The sequence below is a fragment of the Symbiobacterium sp. genome, assembly GCF_040797425.1.
GTDB lineage: Bacteria > Bacillota > Sulfobacillia > Symbiobacteriales > Symbiobacteriaceae > Symbiobacterium.
Genome location: NZ_JBFNEH010000028.1, coordinates 1 through 24,720 on the forward strand (window position 1 = coordinate 1; position 24,720 = coordinate 24,720).

The window sequence follows — 24,720 nt, forward strand, 5'->3', positions numbered from 1 at the left end:
AATGGGTTTCCATTGCACGAAGTCCGGGTTATTCACGCGAAACTTGAGCTAGTGGAGGATTTTACAACCGGCCGTAACAGTGGTTCTGGTTGCTCTACGAGCACCCCGGAGCCGTCTGATTCGAGTTGCTGCTCCCCGGCAGCTCCTGCGGATCGCTCGGCCGCCTCTAGGGTTTGCTGTGGCTAGTCATCGGCCCCTGTTTGCCGCGTCCATGGTTGCGCTCTCGCTCCTGGGCGATTCGTTTCCGCATCCCGTCCTTCCGGTCTTCTATCCCGACGCCCGAATCCGCCTGGTTGCGGTGGGATGGCTACTCGGCTTGTGGGGGCTCGTCGGCGGTATCATGGCCCTGGGTATGTTGTTCGACCGGACGCAGGGTTAGCACCCCAAGATGGCCTCGCAAAGGAACTCCACAACATCTTCGTGAAGTACCACGCAGTGGCAACACGGAGATGGGACTGGACTCCGACTAGCATATGAGACAGTGCATCGCCTGCACCGCGAGATGGCCATGAGACGGAGAGGCCGATCGAGCGGGAACTCAACCTGAAGTCCGCCTGCCCCTGCGCGCAGGTCGCCGGACTCCCGACTTGGCGGGTGCACGCGTCTTTCGGGGCCACACGGGTGAAGGGGTGGCCCTGACCCCGACAAGCAAAACAGGCGACGGCGCTCGTCCCCGATCGGAGGGGGAGCGCCGTCGCTTTGCTCTGCTCTAACCCATTGCCCTGTCCCATCCCTTGCTGCCCGGGTCGACCGCAAGCATGGGGCCTTTGTGGTCACGGGTGAACGATAGGAATCGTGAGCGCCAAGGGTCAGGACACTAGTGACAAGTGACAGATTCTATTTTGCGGTGACAGAAACTATTGGACGGTGACAGTTACTATTTGGCGTCCACAAAGGGGATGCCGCCTGTCGCGCACTTCACTCCACCGTCACGCTCTTGGCCAGGTTCCGGGGTTTGTCGACGTCGGTGCCGCGGGCGGTCGCGGCGTAGTACGCCAGCAGCTGCAGCGGCACCGCCGCCAGGGCGGGCATGAGGTACCGGTGCGTACGGGGCAGGGAGAAGAGCCGGTCGCAGTGCCGGGCTGTCTCCTCGTCGCCCTCCTGCGCCAGGCCCAGTACGAAGGCCCCGCGGGCCCGGGTCTCTTGGATGTTGGCCGCCGTCTTCTCCACCAGCGCCGACTGCGTGTTCAGGGCCACCACCGGCACCCCGTCGGTGATCAGGGCCAGCGTGCCGTGCTTCAGCTCGCCCGCCGCGTAGGCCTCGGCGTGGATGTAGCTGATCTCCTTCAGCTTCAGCTGCCCCTCCAGGGCCACCGCGTAGTCCAGGTTCCGGCCGATGAAGAAGACGTGCTCGTGCCGGGCCAGCTCCTGCGCGGCCGCCTTCACCGCCTCCTCCAGGGCCAGCACCTCCTCCATCTGCCCGGGCAGCCGACGCAGGCCTTCGACCAGCGCCGCCGCCTCGGCCGGGTCGATGCGGCCATTCTGCTGCCCCAGCCAGATGGCCAGCAGGGTGAGGACAGCCAGCTGCGTGGTGTAGGCCTTGGTAGAAGCCACCGCGATTTCGGGTCCCGCCCAGGTGTACAGCACCCAGTCCGCCTCGCGGGCCACCGTGGAGCCCACCACGTTGGTCACCGCCAGGATGCGCGCACCCCGGCTCCGGGCCTCCCGCAGCGCCGCCAGCGTGTCGGCGGTTTCACCGGACTGCGAGACCGCGACGAAGAGCGTGCGGTCGTCCACCATGGGCTCCCGGTAACGGTACTCCGAAGCCAGGTCCCACTCGACGGGAATGCGGGCCAGCCGCTCGATCAGGTACTTGCCCACGAGCCCTGCGTTCGCCGCCGTGCCACAGGCGACCACGGCCACCTTGCTGAGCCGCTGTACGTCGGCCGCATTCAGCCCCAGTTCCGGGAGCAGCACCCGGCCCTCCGCCGGGTCCAGCCGGCCCGAGAGCGTGTCGCGCAAAGCGCGTGGCTGCTCGTGGATCTCCTTGAGCATGAAGTGGGCATAGCCGCCCCGCTCGGCCTGGCCGGGATCCCAGTCCACGTGGGTGATCCGGGGCTCCACCGGCTCCCCGGCCACGGTCGTGATGGTGACGCTCTCCCGGGTGAGCACGGCCAGCCACCCCTCCTCCATCACGATCACCCGCCGGGTGTAGGGCAGCAGGGCGGGGATGTCCGAGGCCAGGAAGGTCTCCCCCTCCCCGAGCCCGATCACCAGGGGGGAGGCGACCTTGACGGCCACGATCTTCCCGGGCTCGTCCTGGCAGACCACCGCCAGGGCGTACGCCCCGCGCAGCAGCGGCACCACCCGGCGCACCGCCGCCACCACGTCGCCGTCGTAGTGGGCGGCGATGAGGTGGGGAATCACCTCGGTGTCGGTATCGGAGCGGAACGCATACCCCCGCCCCTGCAGATCCGCCTTCAGCTGGGCGTAGTTCTCGATGATGCCGTTGTGCACCACGGCGAACCGGCCCGACGCGTCCGTGTGGGGGTGGGCATTCTCGTCCGACGGCCGCCCGTGGGTCGCCCAGCGGGTGTGGCCGATGCCCACGTGGCCACCGGCCGGGATCCCGCCCAGAGCGGCCTCCACCTCGCTCAGTCTCCCCTTCCGTTTCACCACCCGGGTCGCGCCCGCCGCGATGACGGCCACACCTGCGGAATCGTATCCCCGGTACTCCAGACGCTTCAGTCCGTCGATCAAGATGGGCAGGGCCTCTCGCCCGCCGACATAGCCAACAATGCCACACATGGCGCTTTTCCTCCTTGAGCAGACGAAAAAGGGCCGTGTCCGCCCAACCCACGGGGGCTCGCCCCGCAGGCCACCGTCTGGACACGGCCAACAGACAACAGGATGCCCGGGACGGTCACTGCCCGTCCGCGGCCTCACCTGGCCCCTTTGTCTCCGGGATCGCTCCCGGCCTTTGTAGAGCCGTTTACGGTCGTGAGCAACCGGGGGTCACCCGCCGAATACTCCGAGATCCCCCACCTCGTCAACTTGCGGCCAACCCGGCCGCAAGTCCAGGCGCTTGCATGGATAGCACGTGTCCCTATGCGCTTTTGCAAACCGCAAGTCGGTGTGTCTGCCTTCCTCCCTCCCTTCTTCCCCAAATGTACGGAGCAGGCAGAAGACCTGTGCGCGCCGGGTGCCGGCGTGCCCGGCGTCCGGCCTTTCTACCCGCCGCCATACAATATGACCGGTTCGACCTGGTACAGGTTCCACGCCTCCAGGTCAGCCCGGCTCACGGGCTCAGACCAGACAAAGCCGTCCAGCTCCGCCGGACGCCCGTCCACTCGCAGCAGCACCGCGTCGACCCCGGGGATTTCGGTGAGCGTGTAGACCAGGCTGGCCATCACGGCGTCAGCCGCTTCCCCGCGCACCGCCTCCACCTCGGGAGAAAGCTCCACCACCGCCACGCCGCCCACCAGGTCGGGGGCACCCGCGGTGGTGCCGGGCGGGAACTCCCCGTAGAACCCCACCTCCAGCGGCGGATGGAGCAGGTGCTCCAGCGCGTCCGCCACCGGGGTGGCGGTGGCCGGCACCTTGATCTGCACCGGCTGCAGGGTCAGGCCGCCGGTCTGATCATCCAGGTAGTACACGGTAAGGAACGTCGTCTCCGCCGCGCCGCCGGAGCGGTCGATGGCAGACCGGCTGGCGGCGGGAGCCCATCCCTGCGCATAGGCCTCAGCCCATGCACCGGCTTCGGCCGCAGCGTCGGTTCCGGCCGCCGCGGCTTCCACCGGCAGGGGCTGCTGGTCCCCAGTCGACTGGGTGGAAGCGGTCTCGCTTTCCTCACCGGCCTGTGCGGGTGAGGCTGCCTCAGCCGACGCCTCCCCCGCCACGCCCGCCTCCGACGCAGGCGCAGCGGCGGGCGCCGGGGCCTGCTCGTCCTTCGTCACCCAGTAGCCCAGCGCCAGGAGGAGGAGTACCCCCAGGAGCACCGGTGCGAGCGGGCTGGCCAGAGCCTGGCGGCCGCCATTCGAACGGCGCGCGCGGCTGCGGGCGCCGCGTTTCACGCGGGCGCCCGTCGCAGAACGTCGTTTCGCCTTGCTCGCCTTACCGGAGTTCAGCGCGGACCACCTCCCCGATGGCCGCGGCCAGGCTGCGGAGCTGGTCCATGTCGGGCCCCTCCAGCATCACCCGGATCAGCGGCTCGGTGCCCGAGGCGCGCACCAGCACGCGGCCACGGCCCGCCAGCGCCGCCTCGGCCTCCGCCACGGCAGCCCGGATGGCCGGGTTCTCCTCCCAGCCCTCCTTGCGACTCACCCGCACGTTCTCCAGCCACTGGGGCAGGCGCTGCCACTGGTTCGCCAGCGCCGAGAGGGGCTGGCCCTCACGGGCGACCACGGAGAGCAGCTGCACGGCGGTGAGGATGCCGTCGCCGGTGGTGGCGAGCGCACCGAAGATCACGTGGCCTGACTGCTCGCCGCCCAGCGTGTAGCCGCCCTTCAGCATCTCCTCCAGCACGTACCGGTCGCCCACCTTGGTCCGCAGCAGGCGGAGGCCGTGTTCGCGGAGGAAGAGTTCCAGGCCCATGTTCGACATCACGGTGGCCACCACGGTATCGCCGGGCAGGAGGCCGCGCCGCTTCAGGTCCAGCGCGCAGATGGACATGATCTGGTCGCCGTCCACCAGCTGGCCCCGCTCGTCCACGGCCATGCAGCGGTCGGCGTCGCCGTCGTGGGCGATGCCCGCGTGCGCCTTGTGCGCCAGCACCGCCTGCTGCAGGGCCTCGGGGTGGGTGGAGCCGCAGCCGTCGTTGATGTTGATGCCGTCCGGCGCGGTGTTGAGCGGAATCACCTCCGCACCCAACCGCCGCAGCACCTCGGGGGCCAGACGGTAGGCGGCGCCATGGCCGCAGTCCACCACCACGCGCATCCCACGGAGCGGGCTCCCGGTGGCCACGAGGTGCTGGATGTAAGCCGCAACCTCAGCCTCGCTGGTGCGGATGGTGCCCAGATCCGCCCCCGTCGGGCGGGGCATCGTATCGGTGGTCGAGCGCACCAGCGCCTCCAGTTCGTCCTCCACGGCGTCGGGCAACTTGTACCCGTCGCGGGAGAAGAACTTGATGCCGTTGTCGGGAGCCGGATTGTGCGAGGCCGAAATCATCACGCCGAAGTCGGCCTGCATGTGCGTCGTGATGAACGCGACACCGGGCGTCGTCACCACGCCCAGGTCCACCACGTCGCCGCCGGCGGAACAGATGCCGGCGGAAAGCGCCGCGGCCAGCATGGGGCCGGAGCGCCGGGTATCGCGGCCGATTACCGCCACCGGGCGTTGGCCCGCGTCCCTGCGGGCCAGGGTGGCCGCCGCCCGGCCCAGCGCAAAGGCGAGTTCGGGGGAGAGATCGGGAGTGTTGGCCACACCGCGTACACCGTCAGTTCCGAACATCCTGGGCATTCAGCCCGCCCCTTTCTAGTCAGTTTCTACCGGAGGAGCAGAGATGGTCACTTCGACCACCGCCGGGTCGATGGCCGACTCGACGATTTCGGGCGGGTACGTCACCTTCACCGGCAGCCGGTGGGTGCCCGGCCCGAGCCCGCCCACGTCCACGAAGGCGCCCACGGCGCTCGCGTCCAGCGGGTGGATCAGCGTATAGCGGCCCGTCAGCCGCACCTGGACGGTGGGATGGCTGAGGGCAACCTCGAAGCCCTCGGGGGCGTTCTGCACCATGATGGGCACGGCGCCGAACACCTTCTCCGCGGTGAGCTCGCGGATCGTAACGGTGACCTCCACCGAGGTCTGCGCCACGCTGGTCCCTTCGGGTGCGATCAGCCGGGCCACCGTGGTGAAGCTCTGCGTCTGGCCGGTAAGGTCCACCGGCTCCGTCAGCACCGTGGAGACCGCGGGCAGGGTGCCGTCCAGGCTGGCCGAGCGGATGGTGACGGTCTCGGGGGAGACGCTGAGGCCGCCCAGCTCAAACCCGGCGGGCAACTCGCCGGTGGTCTGGGGCTGCACCGTCACCCGCTTGCCCGGCGGCAGCTCCTCCCACGTGATCACCACGTCCGCGTAATGCTCTGCCAGCTTCTCCACCGGCTGCATCACCGCGTCGACCAGGCGGACGGGCTTCTGCAGCCGCATGCTCGACTGCGTGAGCTTTCCGTCTTCCAGGGGCGGCTCCAGGTCAGAGCTCTGCAGGGAGACCACCGCCGTGCGCACCAGCCCCAGGTAGTCCGACCGGCCCGACACGGAAATGGTTTCGCGCACGGGCCGGGCGGTGTACCGGAACTCCCGGTCGCCCACGGCGACGATGCCGGAATCGGGGGTGACCATCACCGGGACCGTGATGGTGCGGTTCTCCACCAGCGTCACGGTCACGGTGGGCGGGGTGGCCCGGTACTCCAGCTGCCCCCGGTAACGCTCGGGGCCCGATACCTGCACCCGCACCTCCTGGGCGCGGCCGGGCTGCTGCACGGTGCTGTAGTCGACCCACGCGTGCAGGTCGTCGGCGGTCAGCGAGGAGACCAGGAGGTTCGGCCCGGTCACCCGCACCTCCACCTCGGTCTCCAGGTCCAGCCTGCCCTCGTAGACCTCCCACTCGGGGTGCGAGATCACCTCCAGCGGCACGTCGAACGAGACCGAGGTCACCTTATTGTAATCCTGTACCACCATCGCCCAGAGCAGGACGGCGGCAACCACCGCCAGGGCCTTCAGCCAGAAGTCCTGTTTCACGAGGGAGAGCAGCCGCTTGATCATGACGAAGACCCCCAGCCGAAAAGCCCCCGCACGCTGCTTGGCCGCTTGCCGCGGTCCATCAGCTTGAGCAGTATCTCCCGCAGGGATTTCTCGTCCAGATTTCGGGTCAGCCCGCCCTGATAGGCCACCGAGATGATGCCCGTCTCCTCGGAGACGATCACCACGACGCAGTCGGTCTGCTCCGTGATGCCGACCCCCGAGCGGTGGCGGGTGCCCAGGTCATGCGAGAGGACGGTGGACTCGGCCAGGGGCAGCCAGCAGGCCGCCGCAGCCACCCGGTTGTTCTGGATGATGGCAGCGCCGTCGTGGAGGGGGGTCTTTTCCACGAAGATATTGACCAGAAGCTCGGCGGAGACCAGGGCATCCAGCTTGATGCCGGAGTCGATGTACTCCTTGAGGCCCGTCTCCCGCGCAAGCACAATCAGGGCGCCCGTCTTGTTGCGCCCCAGGATCTCCGCGGCGCGCACCACCTGGTCGATGGTGCGCCGCATCTCCGCGTCCTGTTCCTCGTCGGATCGCAGGCTCGCCTTGATCAGGCGGCCCCGGCCGAGGTGCTCCAGGGCGCGCCGCAGCTCGGGCTGGAAGATGATCGGCAGCGCCACCGATGCCGCGATGAAGACGTTCTCCAGGATGAACTGGATCGTATACAGGCGAAGCCACTCAGCAACCTGGAGCGCAACCACGAGCGTGATCACGCCGTTGATGAGGGGCACGGCCCTGGTGCCGCGAATCAGGGAGAACAGCTTGTAAAAGATGTACGCCACCAGGGAGATGTCGAGAATGGTACGGAAAAAGTCCCAGGGGGAGCGCATCCCAACGGCTGCCATGAAGTTGGCGATATGGTCGAGGTTTACGGCGACCACCCCCTCGTGGCAGAGGCCCCAGCTTCTCGCTCCATGATAGCATGGCTTAATCGACCGGACTATTGGACGAAACGGCGCCCAGAAAAGTTCGGCGGCGCCCCTCAGGGGAACGCCGCAGCGACAAGTTTACTCCCCTTCGCCCGGATCTTCCTCGCTGGCGGAGGTGTAGTAGGCGAGGCTCTGGAGCTCAATGGTCAGGTCGATGTTCTGGATGAACACACCATCCAGCTTCAGCTTGGCCGGTGCGAAGTTCAAAATGGCCTCGATGCCGCCCTGCTTCATTAACTCCGCGGTGGACTGTGCGGCGGAGGCCGGCACGGTGAGGATGCCGATCTTCACGCCCTGCTGGCGGCAGGTCTCCACCAGCTGCGACACGGGTTGGATCCGGACGCCCATCACGTCGGTGCCGATCTTCTCGGGGTCGGTATCGAAGAGTGCGGTGATCTGAATGTCCTTGTGCTGTGAGATGGAGTAGCGGGCGAGCGCGTGCCCCAGGTGACCCACGCCGACCAGTGCGGCCCTCACCCCGCGGTGCAGGCCCAGGATCCGGGCGATGCGGCGGCTGAGCAAGGACGTGTCGTAGCCCACCCCCCGGGTGCCGAACGCCCCGAAGTAGGCCAGGTCCTTGCGAATCTGCTCCGGCGAAAGTCCCGTCCGCTCCGCCAGCTCAGCCGATGAGATGATGGGCACGTCGGCGGCCGCAAGCTCGCTGACGACGCGCAGGTAGATCGGCAGACGCCTGATCGCAGCCTCGGGAATATTGGTCCGTCGCATACCGTTGCCTCCTGATCACCAGGATGAAAACCGGATATCAGAACTTCCGGTTGACAACAAAATCGGCAAGGGTCTTCAACACAGGCCGGGTGGTCAGCGTGGGCACCCGCTCCAGCGCCCGCACGGCCCGGTCGATGTGCTCCCGCGCCTTCTCCCGGGCGTAGTCGAACGAGCCGGAGGCCGCCAGGATCTCCTTCACCCGCTCCACCTCTGCCGCACCGATCGACCGCGTGCCGATGATCTCCCGCAGTTCGCCGCGCATGGGCGAGTGGTGCAGGGCGTGAATGACAGGCAGCGTCAGGATGCCGATCTTCAGATCGCCACAGACGGGCTTGCCCAGCGTGCTCTCATCGCCGAAGAAGTCGAGCAGATCGTCGGCGATCTGGAAGCTGAGGCCGATGCCCATGCCGTACTCGTAGACGGCGTCAACTTCCTCCTCGCCGGCGCCGGCCATCACGGCCCCGAGGCGGCACGCCTCTGCGATCAGGTACCCGGTCTTCTGGGCAATGCGCTTGAAGTAGTCCTCCTCCGTCTGCTCCACATCAAAGTAAGAGGCCATCTGCGCCAGCTCGCCCTGGCTCATCTCGCGCACCACCTCGGACATGAGGCGCACGACCCGGTTGTTGCCCGTCTCGGAAAGCAGGGTGAAGGACTTGGCGAAGAGGTAGTCGCCGACCAGGACGGAGACCTGGTTGTCCCAGATGGCGTTCACCGTGGGCCGTCCCCGACGCAGCGTGGCGTTGTCCACCACGTCGTCGTGCACGAGCGTGGCCATGTGAATGAGTTCCACCGCAACCGCCACGTCGATCACCTTGTCGAGGCTGACGCCCGGGAAGCGGCTGGAGAGGATCACCAGCGCCGGACGGATGCGCTTGCCCCCTGCCCTGAGCAGATGTATGGAAACTTCTTCCAGCATCTTCTCGCGCGTCGACAGGGCCGCTTCAATGGCGGTCTCCACCCGGCGCAGATCGTCGGCAATGGTTGCGAAGACGTCCAGCGGCTTCAGATTGTCGGCGAGCGGTTGGAAACTCACCTGATCACCTGCTTTTCAGAGGGTAAGCTGGCTGAGCAGATGGAGCATGGCATCATGCAACATCGAGCTTGTGAATCATTCCTATTGTACCATGACGAGGGTCATTCGCAAGCTGTATAGACTACGTATTGCGGTTCACAGGAGGGCGTCAGAAAGCGCCATGAGCTGGCGCATCCGGTGTGCCGCCCCCGATTTGCTGACCGGCGGACGGCAGAGTTCACCCAGCTCCTTCAGGCTCGCGTCGGGATAGGCCAGCCGGAGGGCCGCCAGCTCCCGCAAGGGCGCGGAGAGGCTGTCCAGGACGCCGGCGGCCTTCAGCCGCTCGATGGCCTCCACCTGCCGCGCCGCGGCGTCGGCCTGCTTCGCCACGTTGGCCAGTTCGGCGTTGACCTGCCGGTTGACCCGGTTCTTCATCTCCTTGAGGACCCGCACCTGCTCGTAGCGCAGGAGGGCCTGGTGGGCGCCGATCACGCCGAGGAAGCGGACGATCTGCTCCGCCTCCTTCACGTAGAGAACCAGCACATCCCTGCGGGCCACCATGCGCGCGGCGATCCCGTAGCGGAAGAGCATCTGCCCCAGCGCGTCGGCCGCCTCCGTGGCGCTGGTGCTCAGCTCCAGGTGGTGCTGCTTCTCCGGCGCCGCCACCCATCCGGTGCCCAGGAACGTCCCCCGCAGGTACGCCCGGCAGCAGTGGTCGTTGGCGAGCTCGGGCGGCTCCGCCCACTCGGTGAGCTCGCCTTCCGGGGTGACGAAGCCCGCCATCCGCAGCAGCTCGCGGATGCCGGGCTGCGGCGGGATGAAGACCCGGTAGACCAGGTTCTTGCGCAGCTTGCGCCGGCGCATCACCACCAGCTTATACTCCACCTGCGAGACCGTGCGCAGGAGCCGGATCGCTTTCCGCGCCACCGGTCCCGAGTCTGTGGAGAGGGTGAGCGCGACGCGGCCCCCTCCGTGCAGCTCAATCCGGCCGATGGCCCGCACGAGCCCCGCCAGCTCCATCCGCTGGCAGCAGGGCAGCTCCGGGCCCGGCAGTGCCAGCTCGGCCTTGACGGCGGCGGAGAAGGACTGTTCTTCGGCCAACGCTCACGCCCCCCCGGGCTGCCCGTAGCGGGTCTGCATGTATCGGAACAGCCGGCGTCGCTCCTCCTCGGGCAGGATAATCGGCTCGCCCAGATGGCTTGCGATGCAGTAGAGTTGCGCGGCCTCCTCCACCCCGACGGCCACCGCATAGGCCCGGTCAAGGGTGGGCCCCACGGCCATGACGCCGTGGTTCTGGAACAGCACGGCCACGTCCTCGTCGCCGAGGGTTTCCACGGCCGTCTGCGCGAACTCCTCGGTGCCGCTCGGCGCGTACGGCGCGCAGCGCACGGCGCTGCCCACCAGGCCCGCCAGTTCCGTGGAGATCACCGGCAGTTCCCGGCCGACGCAGGCGAAGGCCGAGGCGTAAAGCGAGTGGGTGTGCACGATGCCGCCCACGTCGGGGCGCCGGCGGTAGGTCAGCCGGTGCAGCGGGGTCTCCGTGGAGGGGCGGCGTCGCGCGTCCACGACGTTGCCGTCAAGGTCGAGCACGCAGATGTCCGCCGGTTCCAGGCGGTCGTAGGGCATGCCGCTGGGCGTAATGGCCAGCAGGTCCGTGCCCGGAATCCGGCAGGACACGTTGCCCGAGGTCAGCCGCACCAGACCGTCGGCCTGCATCCGGCGCGCGATGACGATCACCTTCCGCCGCTCGGCCTCGTAGGGCAGCGCCGGTTCCGCCTCCTCAGCGACGCTGAGCAGCAGGCCGTCCACCCGGGCGCGGCGGCCCTCCCACTCGGGGGAGACCGCGGCGACGCCCCAGAGCAGCGGGGCATCGCCCACCACCGGCGGCTCTCCGGCCGCCATCACGGCCGGGCGGGTGCGGTCCAGCACCTCCAGGGGTGAGAACTCCGGCGCCACGAGGATCGCGTCGTCCGGGTACGCCGTCCCCTCCAGCCGCCGGGCCAGCCAGCGGGCGACCATCTGCAGGGCCTGCGCCCGCTCCGCCAGCTCCTCGCTGCGCGCCATCACCCCCGCCACGAGTGCGGCCGCCTCCTCCAGGGCCGCCGGCGCGGCCAGGCCGTGCTGGTCGATCAGCATGGTGACCCGTTGCGTGAAGGCCGCGTCCTGCAGGGCCTCGCGGCACTGTTGCAGCACCACCCTCCCCCCGAGGGTGGGCTGCCGCTCGATCCACGTCTCCAGGTCGGCCAGCCCGCGGGCCAGCGCCTCCCGCAGGCGTCCGATCTCCGCCGGCCGGTCGGCGCACTGCGCCCGCTCCGGCCTCTCCGGCGCACCCACCCAGACGATGCGCCCCTCGGCCGTCCCCGGCCAGCCTCCCGCCGCGGTGTAGACCGCCATCTACCGTCTCCCCTCCTCCATCGACCGTTCCCGCAGCCGCTGGCGAAACAGGAAGAACTCCCACGGGGTGCGCTCCTGGCGCGGCCGGCGGGTCAAGAACAGCTGTCCGATCGCCTGAGCCAGTTTCTCCGGATGGTGGCGCACGTAGTCGCCCTCCACCGTGAGCAGGTCGCGGGCCACCACCTGGACGCCGAGCCTGTAGGCCGCCGGGTCGATCACCACGGGAACCGCCCCTTGCTCTGCATAGCGTTCCCGTACCTTCGCCGGCACCGGCCGGTTGTTCGCAAGGCAGACGTCGATCAGGCCGTAACCGCCGTGGTCGATCAGGGCCCGGAGGTGGTGCGACACGGCGTAGCCGTCGGTCTCGCCCGGCTCGGTCATGACGTTGCACACGTAGATCTTGAGGGCCTGTGAGCGCCGGATGGCGTCGGCCACACCCGGCACCAGCAGGTTGGGGATGATGGAGGTGTAGAGGCTGCCGGGGCCCATCACGATGACCTCGGCCTCGGCGATGGCGGTGAGAACGTCGTCCAGCGGGGCGATGGTGCCCCCGTCCGCCCGCTCCAGGAAGACCCGCCGGATGGGGCTGCCTGCCTTGCCGATGAACGACTCACCCGAGACCACGCGGCCGTCGGCCAGCTCCGCTCGCAGGATCACGTCCGCAAGGGTCGATGGCAGCACCCGCCCCCGCACCGCCAGCACCTCGCTGGCCGCCCGCACGGCGTGGTAGAAGTCGCCGGTCGTCTGGCACATGGCGAGGATGAAGAGGTTGCCGAAGGGGTGGCCGGAGAGCCCCTCGCCGCCCTGGAACCGATACTGGAAGAGGCGCTCCATCAGCGGCTCGGTGTCGGCCAGCGCCACGAGGCAGTTGCGGATGTCACCCGGCGGCAGGATGCCGAACTCCGTGCGCAGCCGGCCGGAAGACCCGCCGTCGTCGGCCACCGTCACGACGGCGGAGATGTTGGCCGTGTACTCCTTGAGGCCCCGGAGCAGGGTGGAGAGACCCGTCCCGCCGCCGATGGCGGTGACGCGCGGCCCCCGGAGCAGCAGGCGCCGCTCGAAGAACGCGTCGGCCATGCCCTTCTCCCGGGCCGTCAGCGTGGCCAGCACGGAATGCACGAGCCGGCTCACGCCGAACCAGGTGAGGGCGACGCCCAGCGCCAGCACGAAGAGCCCGACCCACATCGGCCCCTTTCTGAACACGGCGGCGCTGGCGCCGATGTTCTCCACGAGCCAACGGCCCACCAGGGCGTACAGGTTGATCTGGAGGGTGAGCGACAGGCCCACGGCCACGAGGGCCACGCCCAGCACGGCGACGAGCAGCCACCGCTTGATGCCCAGCCCCGGCGCGAACCAGCGCAAGATCCGCATCATGCCTGTTCACCTTCCGTCTGCGCTCCATCCCCGTCGGCCGGAGCCTCCGGCTGAAGCCGCATGTCGCGGTGTTCCACCGACACCGCGTAGCCCTTGTCGCGAATCCAGTCGGCCAGTTTGCGGGCGATGCAGACCGAACGGTGCCGGCCCCCGGTGCAGCCGATGGCGATCGTCAGCTGGCTCTTGCCCTCGCTGACGTACTGCGGCAGCAGGAAGCCGATCAGGTCGGTGAGCAGACGGAAGAACTCCTGCGTGGTGTTCCACTTCATCACATATTCCTGAACCGGGGCGTCCTCGCCGGTCAGCCGCCGCAGATTCTCCACATAGTGGGGATTCGGCAGGAAACGCACGTCGAACACCAGGTCGGCGTCCATGACCGCGCCGTGCTTGAAGCCGAAGGAGACCACGTTCACGCGGAACCCGGGCTCTTCCCCCTCCTGGCCGAAGAGATCCTGCAGTTCCCGGCGCAGGTCCGACGGTTTCATCGCCGACGTGTCAATGATGTGCCGGGCGAGGCCCCGCAGTTCCTGCAGCAGCTTCCGCTCCTTGCGGATGGCCTCCAGCAGCCGGCCCTGCTCCGCCAGCGGGTGGCGGTGCCGGCTCTCCTTGTAGCGGCGCACCAGCACCTCGTCGGAGGCATCCATGAACAGAATCTGGTAGGCCACGCCGATCTGCTCGGTTTGCCGCAGGGCGCCGATGATCTCCTTGAAGAACCTGCCGCCCCGGATGTCGAGACCCAGGGCGAGCCGGTTCACCTTGCCTTCCGTCTGGTCGAACAGCTCGGCGAGCTTTGGCATGAGCGACGGGGGCAGGTTGTCAACGCAGAAGAACCCGAGGTCCTCCAGGAATTTCAGGGCCTGGGTCTTTCCTGCTCCGGACATTCCAGTCACAATCACCAGTCGAATGGAGTGATCCACACCCTCACCCCCTAGCCTTTCACCGCCCCAGGTTTTCGCCCCCGCGGTGCGCTTCTCCTGTTGCGCGGGTGCGCTTCCTGAACCTCCCCCGCGCCGCCAGCGGGGCGACGATCTCGGTGCGCGGCGCCGGGGCCGTTGCGGCGGTCTCACACGAACGCAACGAGGGCAGGTCGCTCACGACCTGCCCTCCGTGTGCCGACGTCAGCGCCAGACCAGCGTCGCTGCGCCGATCAGCCCGGCGTCGTTGCCGAGCGACGCCTGCACCACCTTCACCACGCTGGCCGGACCGGGCATCGCGTGCCTGGCGATCATCTGCCGCATCGGCTCCATCAGGAACTCGCCGCCGTGGGAGGCGCCGCCGCCGATCACAATCAGCTCCGGGTTCAGGGCGGAGACCAGCATCGCCGACACCAACCCCAGGTACTCCCCGGCCTTGCGCAGGATCTGCTGCGCCTCGGGGTCGCCCCCGCGCGCCGCCGTGATCACAACCCGGGCGTCGAGCCGGCCGCCCTGCTCCGACGCCAGGCGGGCCATCGCGGGGGAGCGCCCCGCCGCCACGACCTCCCGGGCCGCCCGCGCCATGGCGGTGGCCGACGCCACGGCCTCCAGGCAGCCCTTCAGCCCGCAGGTGCACTCGGGGCCGTCCGGGTCGACGCAGATATGGCCCAGTTCGCCCGCCCAGCCGGTTGCGCCGCCGTAAATGCGTCCGCCGAGGATGAGGGCGCCGCCCACGCCGGTGCCCAGGGTATACAGGATCACGTCATCGTGCCCGCGTGCGGCGCCGCACCACTGCTCGCCCAGGCCGGCACAGTTGGCGTCGTTCTCCAGCCGCACGGGAACCCCCAGCCGTTCCCGCACCAGCGCCGCCAGCGGCACGTTCTTGAAGTTCAGGTTGCCGGAACTGACGACCACGCCCTCATCGACGTTGCAGATGCCCGGCGTGCCCACCCCGACTCCGTCGAGGTCAGACAGTTCCAGTCCCGCCGCCCGCAGCGCATCCCGCCCGGCCAGGGCGATGTTCTCGGCCACGCCGGCCGGCCCCTTCTCCGGCTCCGTGGCCCGCTCCGCCCGGGCCACGATCTCGCCGGCGCGGCTCACCACCCCGGCCTTGACGGTTGTAGCCCCCAAGTCGATCCCGAGTGCGTACCCTTGCTCCGCCATGGTTCTGAGCCTCCTCAGTATAGCTGCCTCAGTATTGCTGCCGTTGTTGCCTCCACAGGAGCCAGATGCCGGCGCCCAGGGCCAGGACGCCGAGTGCGAGGCCGTTGACGAATCGCTGCACGTGATACAGGCCGAGCATCCGCAGAAGGTCGACGGTCAGCACCCGCCACAGGGCCAGCGCGCCGATGGCGATGAGTGCAATGCCGACCTGGCGCTGGTTCCAGTGCGCCAGCAGCGCCCGCACGTCGACGAAGCCGCGGTCCTCCACGTCGAGCCCCTGCCGGATGCGCAGGTGGATCTCGCGGGCATCGAAGATGCTGAAGAAGATGGCACCGGGAATGTAGAGGGCCAGCAGGCCCGGAAAGACCAATCCGAGGATCGCACCGCCCACCAGCGTGCCCACGAAGAACTGCAGCCCCCGGTTGAAGAGTCCCATGTACAGGTGGCCGACCCCGGGTGCAATGGAGAGGACGAAGCGCACGAACCCGTTAATCTCCCTGGCCGGACGCTCCATCCGGGCGGTCAGGCAGGTCTTGCAATAGGGGCGGCCGCTGAGCTCGACCAGGCACTCCGCGCAGACCGGCCGGCCGCAACTGCTGCAGATGCCCCGGACTTCCCGGTCAGGGTGGTAGGCGCAGCTCATGTTGTTTCCCTCCTAAAGCTAGTACAGGAAGGCCGTCAGCGCGTACCACACGCTGAGGAGCCGCTGGGAGAAGGGGGCTGCGTGGGCCTCCAGGGCCGCCCAGTACGCCTGGCCCCGGGCCGCCCAGACCGCCAGCCGGCCGGTGGCCTGGCTCCAGAGGAAAAGCCCGTTTCCCAGCGAAACTACCACAAAGGTGGCGCAGAGCGCGTAGGCGAGGCTGGCATACTGGTGCGCCGACCACCGGGTGCGCAGCCAGGGCCACAGCAGGTTGAACGGCCGCGGCTTCTCGGCGGCCACCCGCGCCATCACCCGTTCGGTGAAGTCGTCGGGCAGGGGCGGCGGCTCCGTCAGCACCAGCCGTGCCAGCTCAGGGTCATCGAGATCGGCCGCGAGTTCGTGGCCCTCCGCCAGGAGCCGGCAGTCCTCGCAGCAGGCGAGATGCGCCTCCAGGGCTCTGCGCTCCGGCTCAGGGAGTTCCCTGGCCCAGTAGCTCTCCAGTTGCAGGAGCACGTCGCTGCACCTCACCGCGGTCACCTCCCTCCTGGGCCTTCAGCAGCCGCCTCAGGTTCGCTCTGGCCCGGTAGAGCCTGGTCTCCACCGTGCGCACCGGCACCCCGAGCCGGTCGGCAATTTGCTGGTAACTCAGGTGGTAGAAGTGGTAGAGCACCACCACTTCGCGGTAGTCCGGCGAAAGTTGGCCGATCGCCGCCCTGAGGTGCTCCCGCCGCTCCTCCCTGAGCGTCAGTTCCTCCGGTCCTTCGTCGGGGCTGGGCAGGTCGGCCGGGCGCCGGTCCTCGTCGTCGGGCGGCGGCTCCAGCGGCACCGTCAGCGGCCGGCGCTTGCGGGCCCGGAGCCAGTCGAAGGCGAGGTTGAGGGTGATGCGGTGGAGCCAGGTCGTGAAGGCCGCATCGCCCCTGTACCCCGAGAGGGAGCGGTAGACCTTTACGAAGACCTCCTGCGCCAGGTCCTGCGCATCGGCGGCGTCGCCCACCACCTGATAGAGGGTGCGATAGACCCGGCCCTTGTGCCGGTCCACAAGGGCCGCAAACGCCTCCATATCCCCACGCTGTGCGGCGAAGACCAGAGTCTCATCACGGGGCGTCAATGGGCGACACACCTCTCGGGAGTTCTACCGGTTAGACGCCGGCTCGCTGCCCCATTCCTTCAGCGAGCCCCCATTTCGATTTAAGTGAGCGGAGGCTCAGATATCGTGCACACAGATCAACTGGCTGCCCTGGTGCGGGTCCTCAGTTTCTACCTGGTGGCGCTGGTTGCGCTGGTCTTCTTCGGCGGCCTGCTCCAGCACACGCTCGGCCTGGCTGGAGTGGTGCTCTCCCAGCTTCTGATCTTCGTCCTGCTGCCCCTGTTCTTTACCGCCGAGGTGGAGCGGCGCCCGCTCCGCCCCTTCCTCCGGCTGCGCATGCTGACGCCGGGCGGAATCGGCCGGTCGGCGCTGCTCGGCGTCGTGGGCTGGCTGACCGCCCAGCTCATGGGCGCCATGCTGGTGCTGCTCGTGCGACTGCTGGGAGGAGAGATGGTCCACACCTACCAGATGCTGCTGGACGCGGGCTCGGGGCCGGCGCTGCTGGTGGGGGCGCTGCTGCCCGCCATCTGCGAGGAGCTCTCGTTCCGCGGCTATGTCCTCGGGGCACTGCGCCCGCTGGGGCCCACCGCCGCTGTGCTCCTCACCGGCCTGCTCTTCGGTGCGCTGCACCTCAGCCTCGTGCGGCTGGTCCCCCTCACGCTGCTGGGCATGCTCTGGGCGCTGGCGGTTCAGCGTTCGGGTTCCATCCTGCCGGGGATGATCATGCACCTGTTCAACAATGGAATTGCCCTCGGGCTGACCTTTTTCGTTCAGAATCGGACAAATCCTGCCGAACTGGAGAGCCTGGAGGCGGTTCCCGATGCGGCCCTCTGGGCGGCGGTGGTCATGCTGGGGCTGATGGCCACCGGCCTCGGCGTGACCGCCTACCAGCTGGCGATGGGCTTCAGCCCCCGCCACCTCGCCCGCCCGGTCGAGCTGGAGGTGGAACAGGACTGGCGTCCCCGGCCGGAGCCCGCCCGGGACGCCGCGGCCGACAGCCCGGAGGTGGACCGGCTGCGGGCCGAACTCGCCGTGCTCCACCAGCGGCGCCGCCTCCTGCTGGGCGCCGCCTCGGTGCTGATGGGCGGAATGACCCTCTGCATCTACCTCTGGGCGTCCTTCCAGGAATTGGCGGTCGTCTTTGGCTGACGCGATTCAGCGTTTCCCTTTTTCCTGTACCAGGTTGTTCAGGAGAGCGCTGATCACGGCGTAAAGCACCGAGACCACCACCGCGTTGAGGAAGCCACCCACGTGGAAACCGTCCACCAGGGCCGCCGTCAACAACATCATCAACGCGTTGATCACCAGCGTAAACAGGCCGAAGGTGAGGCACGTGATCGGCAGCGTCAGGAGGCGCAGGATTGGCCTCACGGTCAGGTTAAGCACCGAGAGAATCAGCACCGCGACCGCGGCGGCCCGAAAATCGGAAACGTAGAACCCCGGCAGGACGTCCAGGGCCTCCGCCGCGTAGGCAATTCCCAGGAGCGCAAGGGCGTTCAGCACCCAGCGAATCAGCACGCTCACGGAAACCGAACCTCCTCAAAAAGGGGGCCCGCCGCTTTCGTCGCGGCGGGCCCTCTCTACTTGCCTTTCCAGCGCGCCGCACAGAGGCTATTCGACGGTGATGGAGCCGAACCCTGTGCGCACGCGGAGAGAGACCTTCGGTTCTGCCGTATCGAACCCCTCGGTGTGGGCGATCACGTGCTTGTAGCCAATGTTGCGCTCGTCCAGCTCGTAGACCAGGCCGGAGCGGGAGATCGAAACGCTGCCCATACCGGTGTGGGCATCGATGTAGAGGCCGGTGTCCCGGGACAGCCGCCCGGTGTCGATGGTGGCGGAGCCGTTGCCGGTCTTCAGCTGCATCTGCTCCGAACGGCGGCCCGTTGGGATCACGCGCAGGGAGCCGTTCCCGGTGGACGCCTCCAGGTCGGCCACGTCGGCATCGACCTCGATGGAGCCGTTGCCGGACTTGAGGTAGAGCCGGTCGGCGATCACGTTGCGCACGGTGATGCGGCCGTTGCCGGTCCGGGCGCTGCCCTCGCTGAGCCGGAGACCCTCGATCCGGATCGGGCCGTTGCCCGTGCTGGTCTCCAGATGGTAGACGCGGTCCCTGGGCAGGAAGAGCGTCAGGTGTACCTCAACGTCAGACAGGGCGTTCGCGAAGCCCCGGTCTGTCTCCAGCTGGAAGCCGGTCTCGGTGGCCGTCACCCGGCAGGCCTCCTGCGCCTGCCGCTGGGCCTCGGCCTGATTGGACGCACGGGTCTTGGAGACGATCTGGGCCTTGTAGCCGGGCTCGTCCCAGCTCCGCAGTTCCACGGGGCCGTTGCCGGAGAAGATGCGCAGCGGCACCTCGTCGACCGTGAACACGCCGGTGATCTCGGTGGGGAACTGGTACTGCTGGCCCTTAAGCTCGCTGAGCACCCCGGCGACCCGTTCCACCGTCTCCTCGATCAGATTCGTGAGGCTGGAGCCCAGGCCGCCGGACTGGCCGCTGCGCTGGCCAGTGCGCGGCGGCGCGGACGTCCCGCCGGAAGGCTCCTCGTCTCCCTCGAGGGCCTGCAGGAGTGCGACGCCCTCGCTGGGGGTGATCTTCTTGTCGGCCACCATCTGCAGAATCATCAGCCGTTCGTCCTGAGACATCCATCCACCCTCCTCAACGTCTCGGTCTGCACCGCCGACTTCCGCTCCAGCCACCCGGCCAGGGCGCGGATCTGGCGGTAGGGCTCCCGCTGCTCCTGTTCCGCCAGACGCCGCTCCATCACACGCAGCGCCCGGTCCAGCGCCTCATCCACCTCCCGCAGGACGCGCCGCACCAGCTGAGCGGGGCCGTACCCCCGCGGGGTCGGTGCGGCCGCGGACGAGGCCGGCTCGCCGGAGGAACCCACCGCCGCGGGCTCCGCCAGGGCGTCCAGCAGCGCCTCTGCCTCGGCCACGGTGATCTTGCCTTCGGCCAGCATCTGCAGCACCAGCTGTCGTTCTTCGTTCACAGCTGCCACCCCCTAGAGGCTCCTCAACTCGGCCAGCGCCTCCTCGGCGGTGATCTCCCCGCGGTTCAGCCGCTCCAGGAGCTCCCTCCGGCGCTCCTGCTTGGCGCGGGTTTCCTCCTCGACGGAGGTGCGGTCCACCCGGAACCCGAGCGCCTCCAGCACCGCGTCCAGCCGCGCGCGCACGGTGGGGTACGACATGGAGAGCGCGCGCTCGACCTCCTTGATGTTCCCGCGGCACTTGAGGAAGGTGGCCACGAACTCCAGCTGCTCCTCCGTCAGCCGGGCAAAGCGCGTCGCAGAAAACCGACCCTCCAGCCGGGTGTCGCAGTGGCTGCACTGCAGCTGCGTCACGATCAGGTCGCCGTTGCACACGGGGCACCGACTGGGCATTCGCCAGGTCTGCAAACCCGTTCACCTCGCCTCTCCGGGGTGCCCTTCCTCATTGGTTAAGGCCACCCCTTAAGATCTTTAAAGACGTGCTTTCACGTTGATAATACGCGCGCGGAGGGGCAGCTGTCAACAGGTGCCTTTAATGTTTTCAAAGCACCAGTTTCATATTTCGCAGGTTGCACCTTAACATCGCGCACACCCTGAGACGCGTCTGGGCTGCGGCGCGGCTGGGCGGCACTGACCGCTGACGCCCGGCTCCGGTGGTGCCCCGGATGCGCGTGAAGAGCGGGGAGCCGCGCTCCCCGCTCTCTGTTCGCTATGGCAGCACCACGAACTCGTATCCCTCCGCCCGCAGGGCGTCGATGATGAGCGGCACCGCCTCGGCGGTGTGCTTCATCGTGTCATGGGCCAGGATGACCGAGCCCGGATGCAGTTGGTCCAGCACGGCTTCCACCACGAGGTTTGGATCTTTGTACCCGTCCACGACCCCGTCCCAGTCCAGGGAGCCGTTGCTCCAGTTGATCGCCTCCAGCCCCAGCTCGTCCAGCGTGGCCAGGAGCTCGTCATCGTAAGCCCCGAAGGGAGGGCGGAAGTACTTGGGCGGCTCGCCGGTCACCTCGGTGATGAGGTCGATCAGGGGCTGAATCTCGGCGATCTGCTCCTCGCGGCTCAGCTCCGTCATGTTCGGATGGGTCATCGTATGGATCCCCAGCACGTGCCCCTCCTCGTGGATGCGCTTCACCAGATCCGGGTGCTGCTCGGCCCCGTAGCCGGTAATAAAGAACACCGCCTTCACGCCGGCCGCCTTCAGCCCGTCCAGCACCTGGGGCGTGTAGTTCGAAGGGCCATCGTCGAAGGTGAGCATGGCGACCTTCTTGTCTACCGACGGGTCGCTGGGTACCAGCGGGTAGCCGATCCCGCTCGGCTTCCAGGTCACCTCCGGACCGGTGGGGGCTGGGGGCTCGGAATCAGCCGGCCCGCCTGCGGGATCCGACACATCGCCGGACCCGGCTGGCTCGGTGGGTTCCGTTGTGTGGCCGGACGGGTCGCCGGACTCGTTCGGGTCGCCGGAGTCGGCGGAACCGCTCGCCGGTGGCTGGTCTGAGGACCCGGGGCCGGGCTGCGGGTTCGTGACGGCACCGCCGCAGCCGCCCAGGAGCAGAACAGTGCAAAGCACAGATGCGATCCAACGCTTGTTCATACGTACATGATCCTTTCCAAATAGCAATAAACTAAGGGACAATCCTTACTGGGTCGCGCCGCCCAGCGCCTCCTTTACGCGCTCGGCCAGCTCCCGGTTCAGGCCGGGAACCGCCGCCAACTCTTCAATCGAGGCGGCCCGGATGGCCTTCAGCGAGCCGAAGTGCTGCAGCAGGGCCTTCTTGCGCTTCGGGCCGATGCCCGGCACGTCGTCCAGCCGGCTGTGGCTGGCCGCCTTGCGGTGCAGCTTGCGGTGATAGGTGATGGCGAAGCGGTGGGCCTCGTCGCGCACCCGCTGGAGCAGGAAGAGCCCCTGGGACCCGCGGGGCAGTTCGATCCAGCCCGGCCGGTCTTCGGCGCAGAGGAGTTCCTCCTCCTTGGCGAGGCCGAACGTCGGGATATGCTCCACCCCCAGCTCCCGCATCACGGCCCGGGCGTACGAAAGCTGGCCCTTGCCGCCGTCGATGATCAGGAGGTCCGGGAACACCGCAAACTTGCCCCCGTAATCGGCGCCCCCCTCGGCCACCTGGTTCTCCGCCAGGTCCTTCACCCGGCCCTCCACCTGGGCGGCCCGCTCGGCCAGGCCCCGCCGGAAGCGGCGCCCGACAGCCTCCGCCATGTTGGCGAAGTCGTTGTTCTGGTCCACCTTCATCTTGAAACGCCGGTAGTCTTCCTTCTTGGGCTTGCCGTCCTCAAAGACGACCATGGAGGCCACCACTTCAGAACCCTGCACGTGGGAGATGTCGAAGCATTCGATGCGGCGAGGCAGTCGCGGCAGGCCCAGGGCCTGCTGCAGCTCCATCAGCGCGCCCTCGGTGGCGGCCAGCTCCAGCTCGCGTTGCTGCTTGCGCTCCGCCATGGCCTCCTGAGCGTTCTGGGCCACCATCTCCACCAGCCCGCGCTTTTCGCCCCTGAGCGGGCGGCGCAGCACCACCCGGCCGCCGCGCTTGGCGGAGAGCCACTCGGCCAGCATGTCGGCGTCGGGCACGTCTTCGCTCACGAGGATCTCCCTGGGCACGAAGTCCGTCTGGGCGTAATGCTGCTGGATGAACGCGGCCAGGATCTCGCCGCCGCTCATCTCGTCGGCCCCGGTCATGATGAACTGGTCGCGGCCCACCAGCTTGCCCTGGCGGACGAAGAAGACCTGCACACCGGCCTCGTCGTACAGCCGGGCATAGGCGATGGCGTCCAGGTCGTCCATCTCGTGGCTGATGATTTTCTGTTTCTCCGTGACCTTCTCGATGGCCCGCAGCTGGTCGCGCAGTTCGGCCGCCCGCTCGAACTCCAGGTTCTCGGCCGCCTGCTCCATGCGAGCCCGGATGCGCGCCACCACCTCCTGCGTGCGGCCTTCCAGGAAGGCCTGGAGGTCCCGCACCGCCTCCGCGTAGGCCTCGTGCTGATTGAAGTCCGGCAGGCAGGGCCCGAGGCAGCGGCCGATGTGGTACTGCAGGCATCCCCGCGGATGTCGGGACGGATCGTTGCAGGTGCGCAGCGGGAAGAGCCTGCGGGCGAGCTTCATCGTGTCCCACATGGCCTGGCTGTTGGTGTACGGACCGAAGTAGCGGGAGCCGTCCTTCTTCATCGTGCGGGAGACCACCAGCCGCGGCCACTGCTCGGTGAGCGTGAGACGCAGGTAAGGGTAATGCTTGTCATCCCGCAGGCGGATATTATACTTGGGCTTATGTTTCTTAATTAAATTAGACTCGAGCACCAGCGCCTCGGTTTCCGTGTCGGTGACGATGTGCTCGATTTCCGCAATCTGGCTTACCATCGCCAGCACCTTGGCGGTGAGGTTGCGGGAGGACTGGAAATACTGGCGGACCCGGTTCCGCAGGTTGCGCGCCTTGCCGACATAGATGATGCGGCCGGAGGCATCCTTGTAGAGGTAGCACCCCGGTCGCTCCGGCAGCAGTCTGATCTGCTCCTCGAGGTCCACGTGCCTTCACCTCCCCCTCTCTAGTGTAGCACCCGAAGCGACAGAAACGCCCCGCCGGTGCGGGGCGAGCCGTTCTGAAATCGTTTCCTCAGCGCAACAGCGTGATCTCGGCAGACGACCAGCGCAGGTCGCCCGCCCCCAGGCCGCCCCGGTCTGCCTGACCGGGCAGGAAGGCGCCCACCCAGTGACCGGGTGCGAGGACCACAGGCTCCAGTGCCGGCCTGGCCGGCACGGCAAGGAACCAGCAGAGTCCCGCAGCCACGCCCACCGCCAGCAGCTGCCGGAACGCCGCGGTCGCGCGCTGCATCCGGGCGCCCTGTCGGTTCCGGTCGCGCTCCAGTTCCCGGCTGATTCGCTCCCACAGGTCGGGCGGAGGAGAAACTCGCTCCGCCTCGGCTCGCAGTACCTCCCGAATCATCCGTCCATCGACGCGCATGCGCTCACTCCTCGCAGGGCACCAGCGGGGTGTGGGCCGAAAGCCGGTGGTACGACAGGGCAACCAGATCCGGCCGGCCGAGCTGGCGCGCCATGTGATTGCGCAAGAGCTCACGCGCCCGGTGCAGGCGAGACTTTACCGTGCCCGGGGGGCAGCCGATGATGGCAGCAATCTCGCTGTCAGAGAATTCGTGGAAATACTTGAGCACCACCACGGAGCGGTGGACGGGATCCAGGCGGCCGATGGCCACGTGTAGCAGACGCCGCTCCTCGCTGTCGAGCACCGCCTCCTCGGGCTGCCACGCACGCTCGAGGCGGCCGCGCTGGTGCTCCTGGATCGCACCGGGCATCGGGTCCAGCTCTTCCCGGATCCTGCGGCGGCGCAGGAGCGTGATGGCCTCGTTCACCGCCACCCGGTAAAGCCAGGACTTGAAGCTGGATCGGAACTCGAACTTGTTGATGGAGCGGAAGACCTTCAGGAAGGTCTCCTGCACCACGTCCTGAGCCAGGGTTGCGTCCCGTACGACCAGGTAAGCGAAGCGAAAGACATCGTCGCGGTAGACCAGGAACATCTCTTCCAGAGCCGACTGGTCCCCCGCTTGGCAGCGCGCGATCAACTCCGACTCCACGTCGCGCACGGGCTCCAACTCAGCGATGGCCTTCGCCCCCCCACCTACAAATATAACTTACTATACCACAACACTTTCTTAGACTGAAAGACCTCAGTTCGAAAAGAGTTTTCTCAGTCTTCTCCACGCGAGGCGCGTTCTCCTTCCTTCACCCCTGTGGTAAAGATCATCGGTGCTGCACTAAAGAACGCGAGCGCACCGCGCGGCCTTGCGCGCGGTGCGCTCCGT

Annotated in this window: 24 protein-coding genes; 1 reads left to right on the forward strand and 23 read right to left on the reverse strand. The window is 68.0% G+C overall.

The features are described from left to right. Positions 1-918 precede the first annotated feature (918 nt). The 15 genes from glmS to AB2385_RS10135 all read right to left on the reverse strand — a co-directional run bounded on the left by glmS (position 919) and on the right by AB2385_RS10135 (position 16,936). The gene (glmS, locus tag AB2385_RS10065) at positions 919-2,748 is read right to left on the reverse strand and encodes a glutamine--fructose-6-phosphate transaminase (isomerizing) (RefSeq protein ID WP_367654848.1); all 1,830 of its coding nucleotides are present in this window, start codon (positions 2,746-2,748) and stop codon (positions 919-921) included. Positions 2,749-3,170: 422 nt separating this feature from the next. Next, positions 3,171-4,013 carry a GerMN domain-containing protein gene (locus AB2385_RS10070; protein ID WP_367654849.1) on the reverse strand — a complete coding sequence of 281 codons (843 nt, stop codon included), beginning with the start codon at positions 4,011-4,013 and terminating at the stop codon, positions 3,171-3,173. Between the two features lie 40 nt (positions 4,014-4,053). Beyond that, positions 4,054-5,397 carry a phosphoglucosamine mutase gene (gene glmM, locus AB2385_RS10075; RefSeq protein ID WP_367654850.1) on the reverse strand — a complete coding sequence of 448 codons (1,344 nt, stop codon included), beginning with the start codon at positions 5,395-5,397 and terminating at the stop codon, positions 4,054-4,056. A gap of 15 nt (positions 5,398-5,412) precedes the next feature. Further along, positions 5,413-6,693 (reverse strand): YbbR-like domain-containing protein, encoded by a 1,281-nt coding sequence (locus AB2385_RS10080; RefSeq protein WP_367654851.1) that lies wholly within the window; start codon positions 6,691-6,693, stop codon positions 5,413-5,415. After that, positions 6,690-7,556, reverse strand: coding sequence for a diadenylate cyclase CdaA (gene cdaA, locus AB2385_RS10085; RefSeq protein WP_367654852.1), 867 nt, complete (start codon positions 7,554-7,556; stop codon positions 6,690-6,692). Before cdaA ends, AB2385_RS10080 begins: the two co-directional genes overlap by 4 nt. A 126-nt stretch (positions 7,557-7,682) precedes the next feature. Continuing rightward, positions 7,683-8,330 carry a redox-sensing transcriptional repressor Rex gene (locus AB2385_RS10090; RefSeq protein WP_367654853.1) on the reverse strand — a complete coding sequence of 216 codons (648 nt, stop codon included), beginning with the start codon at positions 8,328-8,330 and terminating at the stop codon, positions 7,683-7,685. A gap of 37 nt (positions 8,331-8,367) precedes the next feature. After that, the gene (locus tag AB2385_RS10095) at positions 8,368-9,363 is read right to left on the reverse strand and encodes a polyprenyl synthetase family protein (protein ID WP_367654854.1); all 996 of its coding nucleotides are present in this window, start codon (positions 9,361-9,363) and stop codon (positions 8,368-8,370) included. A gap of 135 nt (positions 9,364-9,498) precedes the next feature. Then, positions 9,499-10,443, reverse strand: a complete 945-nt coding sequence (gene whiA / locus AB2385_RS10100) for a DNA-binding protein WhiA (RefSeq protein ID WP_367654855.1) — start codon at positions 10,441-10,443, stop codon at positions 9,499-9,501. A gap of 3 nt (positions 10,444-10,446) precedes the next feature. Then, positions 10,447-11,736: a class II aldolase/adducin family protein gene (locus tag AB2385_RS10105; RefSeq protein ID WP_367654856.1), complete on the reverse strand. Its 1,290-nt coding sequence runs from the start codon at positions 11,734-11,736 to the stop codon at positions 10,447-10,449. Then, positions 11,737-13,110, reverse strand: coding sequence for a uridine diphosphate-N-acetylglucosamine-binding protein YvcK (gene yvcK / locus AB2385_RS10110; protein ID WP_367654857.1), 1,374 nt, complete (start codon positions 13,108-13,110; stop codon positions 11,737-11,739). After that, the gene (gene rapZ / locus AB2385_RS10115; protein ID WP_367654858.1) at positions 13,107-14,027 is read right to left on the reverse strand and encodes an RNase adapter RapZ; all 921 of its coding nucleotides are present in this window, start codon (positions 14,025-14,027) and stop codon (positions 13,107-13,109) included. Before rapZ ends, yvcK begins: the two co-directional genes overlap by 4 nt. A 201-nt stretch (positions 14,028-14,228) precedes the next feature. Beyond that, positions 14,229-15,188 carry an ROK family protein gene (locus AB2385_RS10120; protein ID WP_367654859.1) on the reverse strand — a complete coding sequence of 320 codons (960 nt, stop codon included), beginning with the start codon at positions 15,186-15,188 and terminating at the stop codon, positions 14,229-14,231. 28 nt (positions 15,189-15,216) lie between these two features. Next, entirely contained in the window at positions 15,217-15,831 is a 615-nt protein-coding gene (locus AB2385_RS10125; RefSeq protein ID WP_367654861.1) for a hypothetical protein, read from the reverse strand. 18 nt (positions 15,832-15,849) lie between these two features. Then, positions 15,850-16,356 (reverse strand): anti-sigma factor, encoded by a 507-nt coding sequence (locus AB2385_RS10130; RefSeq protein WP_367654862.1) that lies wholly within the window; start codon positions 16,354-16,356, stop codon positions 15,850-15,852. After that, the gene (locus tag AB2385_RS10135; RefSeq protein WP_367654863.1) at positions 16,298-16,936 is read right to left on the reverse strand and encodes an RNA polymerase sigma factor; all 639 of its coding nucleotides are present in this window, start codon (positions 16,934-16,936) and stop codon (positions 16,298-16,300) included. Before AB2385_RS10135 ends, AB2385_RS10130 begins: the two co-directional genes overlap by 59 nt. Before the next feature lie 105 nt (positions 16,937-17,041). On the opposite strand from AB2385_RS10135, the gene AB2385_RS10140 reads away from it, so the two are divergent. Continuing rightward, positions 17,042-18,064 (forward strand): CPBP family glutamic-type intramembrane protease, encoded by a 1,023-nt coding sequence (locus tag AB2385_RS10140; protein ID WP_367654864.1) that lies wholly within the window; start codon positions 17,042-17,044, stop codon positions 18,062-18,064. A 6-nt stretch (positions 18,065-18,070) separates the two neighbouring features. On the opposite strand, the gene AB2385_RS10145 is transcribed toward AB2385_RS10140, so the two are convergent. The 8 genes from AB2385_RS10145 to AB2385_RS10180 all read right to left on the reverse strand — a co-directional run bounded on the left by AB2385_RS10145 (position 18,071) and on the right by AB2385_RS10180 (position 24,501). Continuing rightward, positions 18,071-18,439 carry a phage holin family protein gene (locus AB2385_RS10145; RefSeq protein WP_367654865.1) on the reverse strand — a complete coding sequence of 123 codons (369 nt, stop codon included), beginning with the start codon at positions 18,437-18,439 and terminating at the stop codon, positions 18,071-18,073. 87 nt (positions 18,440-18,526) lie between these two features. Continuing rightward, the gene (locus AB2385_RS10150; protein ID WP_367654866.1) at positions 18,527-19,555 is read right to left on the reverse strand and encodes a DUF4097 domain-containing protein; all 1,029 of its coding nucleotides are present in this window, start codon (positions 19,553-19,555) and stop codon (positions 18,527-18,529) included. Beyond that, positions 19,534-19,902: a hypothetical protein gene (locus tag AB2385_RS10155; protein ID WP_367654867.1), complete on the reverse strand. Its 369-nt coding sequence runs from the start codon at positions 19,900-19,902 to the stop codon at positions 19,534-19,536. Before AB2385_RS10155 ends, AB2385_RS10150 begins: the two co-directional genes overlap by 22 nt. Positions 19,903-19,914: 12 nt before the next feature. Then, positions 19,915-20,307 carry a DUF2089 domain-containing protein gene (locus AB2385_RS10160; protein ID WP_367654868.1) on the reverse strand — a complete coding sequence of 131 codons (393 nt, stop codon included), beginning with the start codon at positions 20,305-20,307 and terminating at the stop codon, positions 19,915-19,917. Positions 20,308-20,608: 301 nt separating this feature from the next. Then, the gene (locus AB2385_RS10165) at positions 20,609-21,493 is read right to left on the reverse strand and encodes a polysaccharide deacetylase family protein (RefSeq protein ID WP_367654869.1); all 885 of its coding nucleotides are present in this window, start codon (positions 21,491-21,493) and stop codon (positions 20,609-20,611) included. Positions 21,494-21,538: 45 nt separating this feature from the next. Then, positions 21,539-23,428 (reverse strand): excinuclease ABC subunit UvrC, encoded by a 1,890-nt coding sequence (gene uvrC / locus AB2385_RS10170; protein WP_367654870.1) that lies wholly within the window; start codon positions 23,426-23,428, stop codon positions 21,539-21,541. An 88-nt stretch (positions 23,429-23,516) separates the two neighbouring features. Beyond that, positions 23,517-23,864, reverse strand: a complete 348-nt coding sequence (locus AB2385_RS10175; protein ID WP_367654871.1) for a hypothetical protein — start codon at positions 23,862-23,864, stop codon at positions 23,517-23,519. Between the two features lie 4 nt (positions 23,865-23,868). Further along, entirely contained in the window at positions 23,869-24,501 is a 633-nt protein-coding gene (locus AB2385_RS10180) for an RNA polymerase sigma factor (protein WP_367654887.1), read from the reverse strand. Positions 24,502-24,720 lie beyond the last annotated feature (219 nt).

Coding starts and splice junctions, on each gene's coding strand:
- glmS (WP_367654848.1), bottom strand. CDS start 2,748: ATGTGTGGCATTGTTGGCTATGTCGGCGGGCGAGAGGCCCTGCCCATC.
- glmM (WP_367654850.1), bottom strand. CDS start 5,397: ATGCCCAGGATGTTCGGAACTGACGGTGTACGCGGTGTGGCCAACACT.
- AB2385_RS10080 (WP_367654851.1), bottom strand. CDS start 6,693: ATGATCAAGCGGCTGCTCTCCCTCGTGAAACAGGACTTCTGGCTGAAG.
- AB2385_RS10090 (WP_367654853.1), bottom strand. CDS start 8,330: ATGCGACGGACCAATATTCCCGAGGCTGCGATCAGGCGTCTGCCGATC.
- AB2385_RS10105 (WP_367654856.1), bottom strand. CDS start 11,736: ATGGCGGTCTACACCGCGGCGGGAGGCTGGCCGGGGACGGCCGAGGGG.
- yvcK (WP_367654857.1), bottom strand. CDS start 13,110: ATGATGCGGATCTTGCGCTGGTTCGCGCCGGGGCTGGGCATCAAGCGG.
- AB2385_RS10120 (WP_367654859.1), bottom strand. CDS start 15,188: ATGGCGGAGCAAGGGTACGCACTCGGGATCGACTTGGGGGCTACAACC.
- AB2385_RS10125 (WP_367654861.1), bottom strand. CDS start 15,831: ATGAGCTGCGCCTACCACCCTGACCGGGAAGTCCGGGGCATCTGCAGC.
- AB2385_RS10150 (WP_367654866.1), bottom strand. CDS start 19,555: ATGTCTCAGGACGAACGGCTGATGATTCTGCAGATGGTGGCCGACAAG.
- AB2385_RS10165 (WP_367654869.1), bottom strand. CDS start 21,493: ATGAACAAGCGTTGGATCGCATCTGTGCTTTGCACTGTTCTGCTCCTG.
- AB2385_RS10175 (WP_367654871.1), bottom strand. CDS start 23,864: ATGCGCGTCGATGGACGGATGATTCGGGAGGTACTGCGAGCCGAGGCG.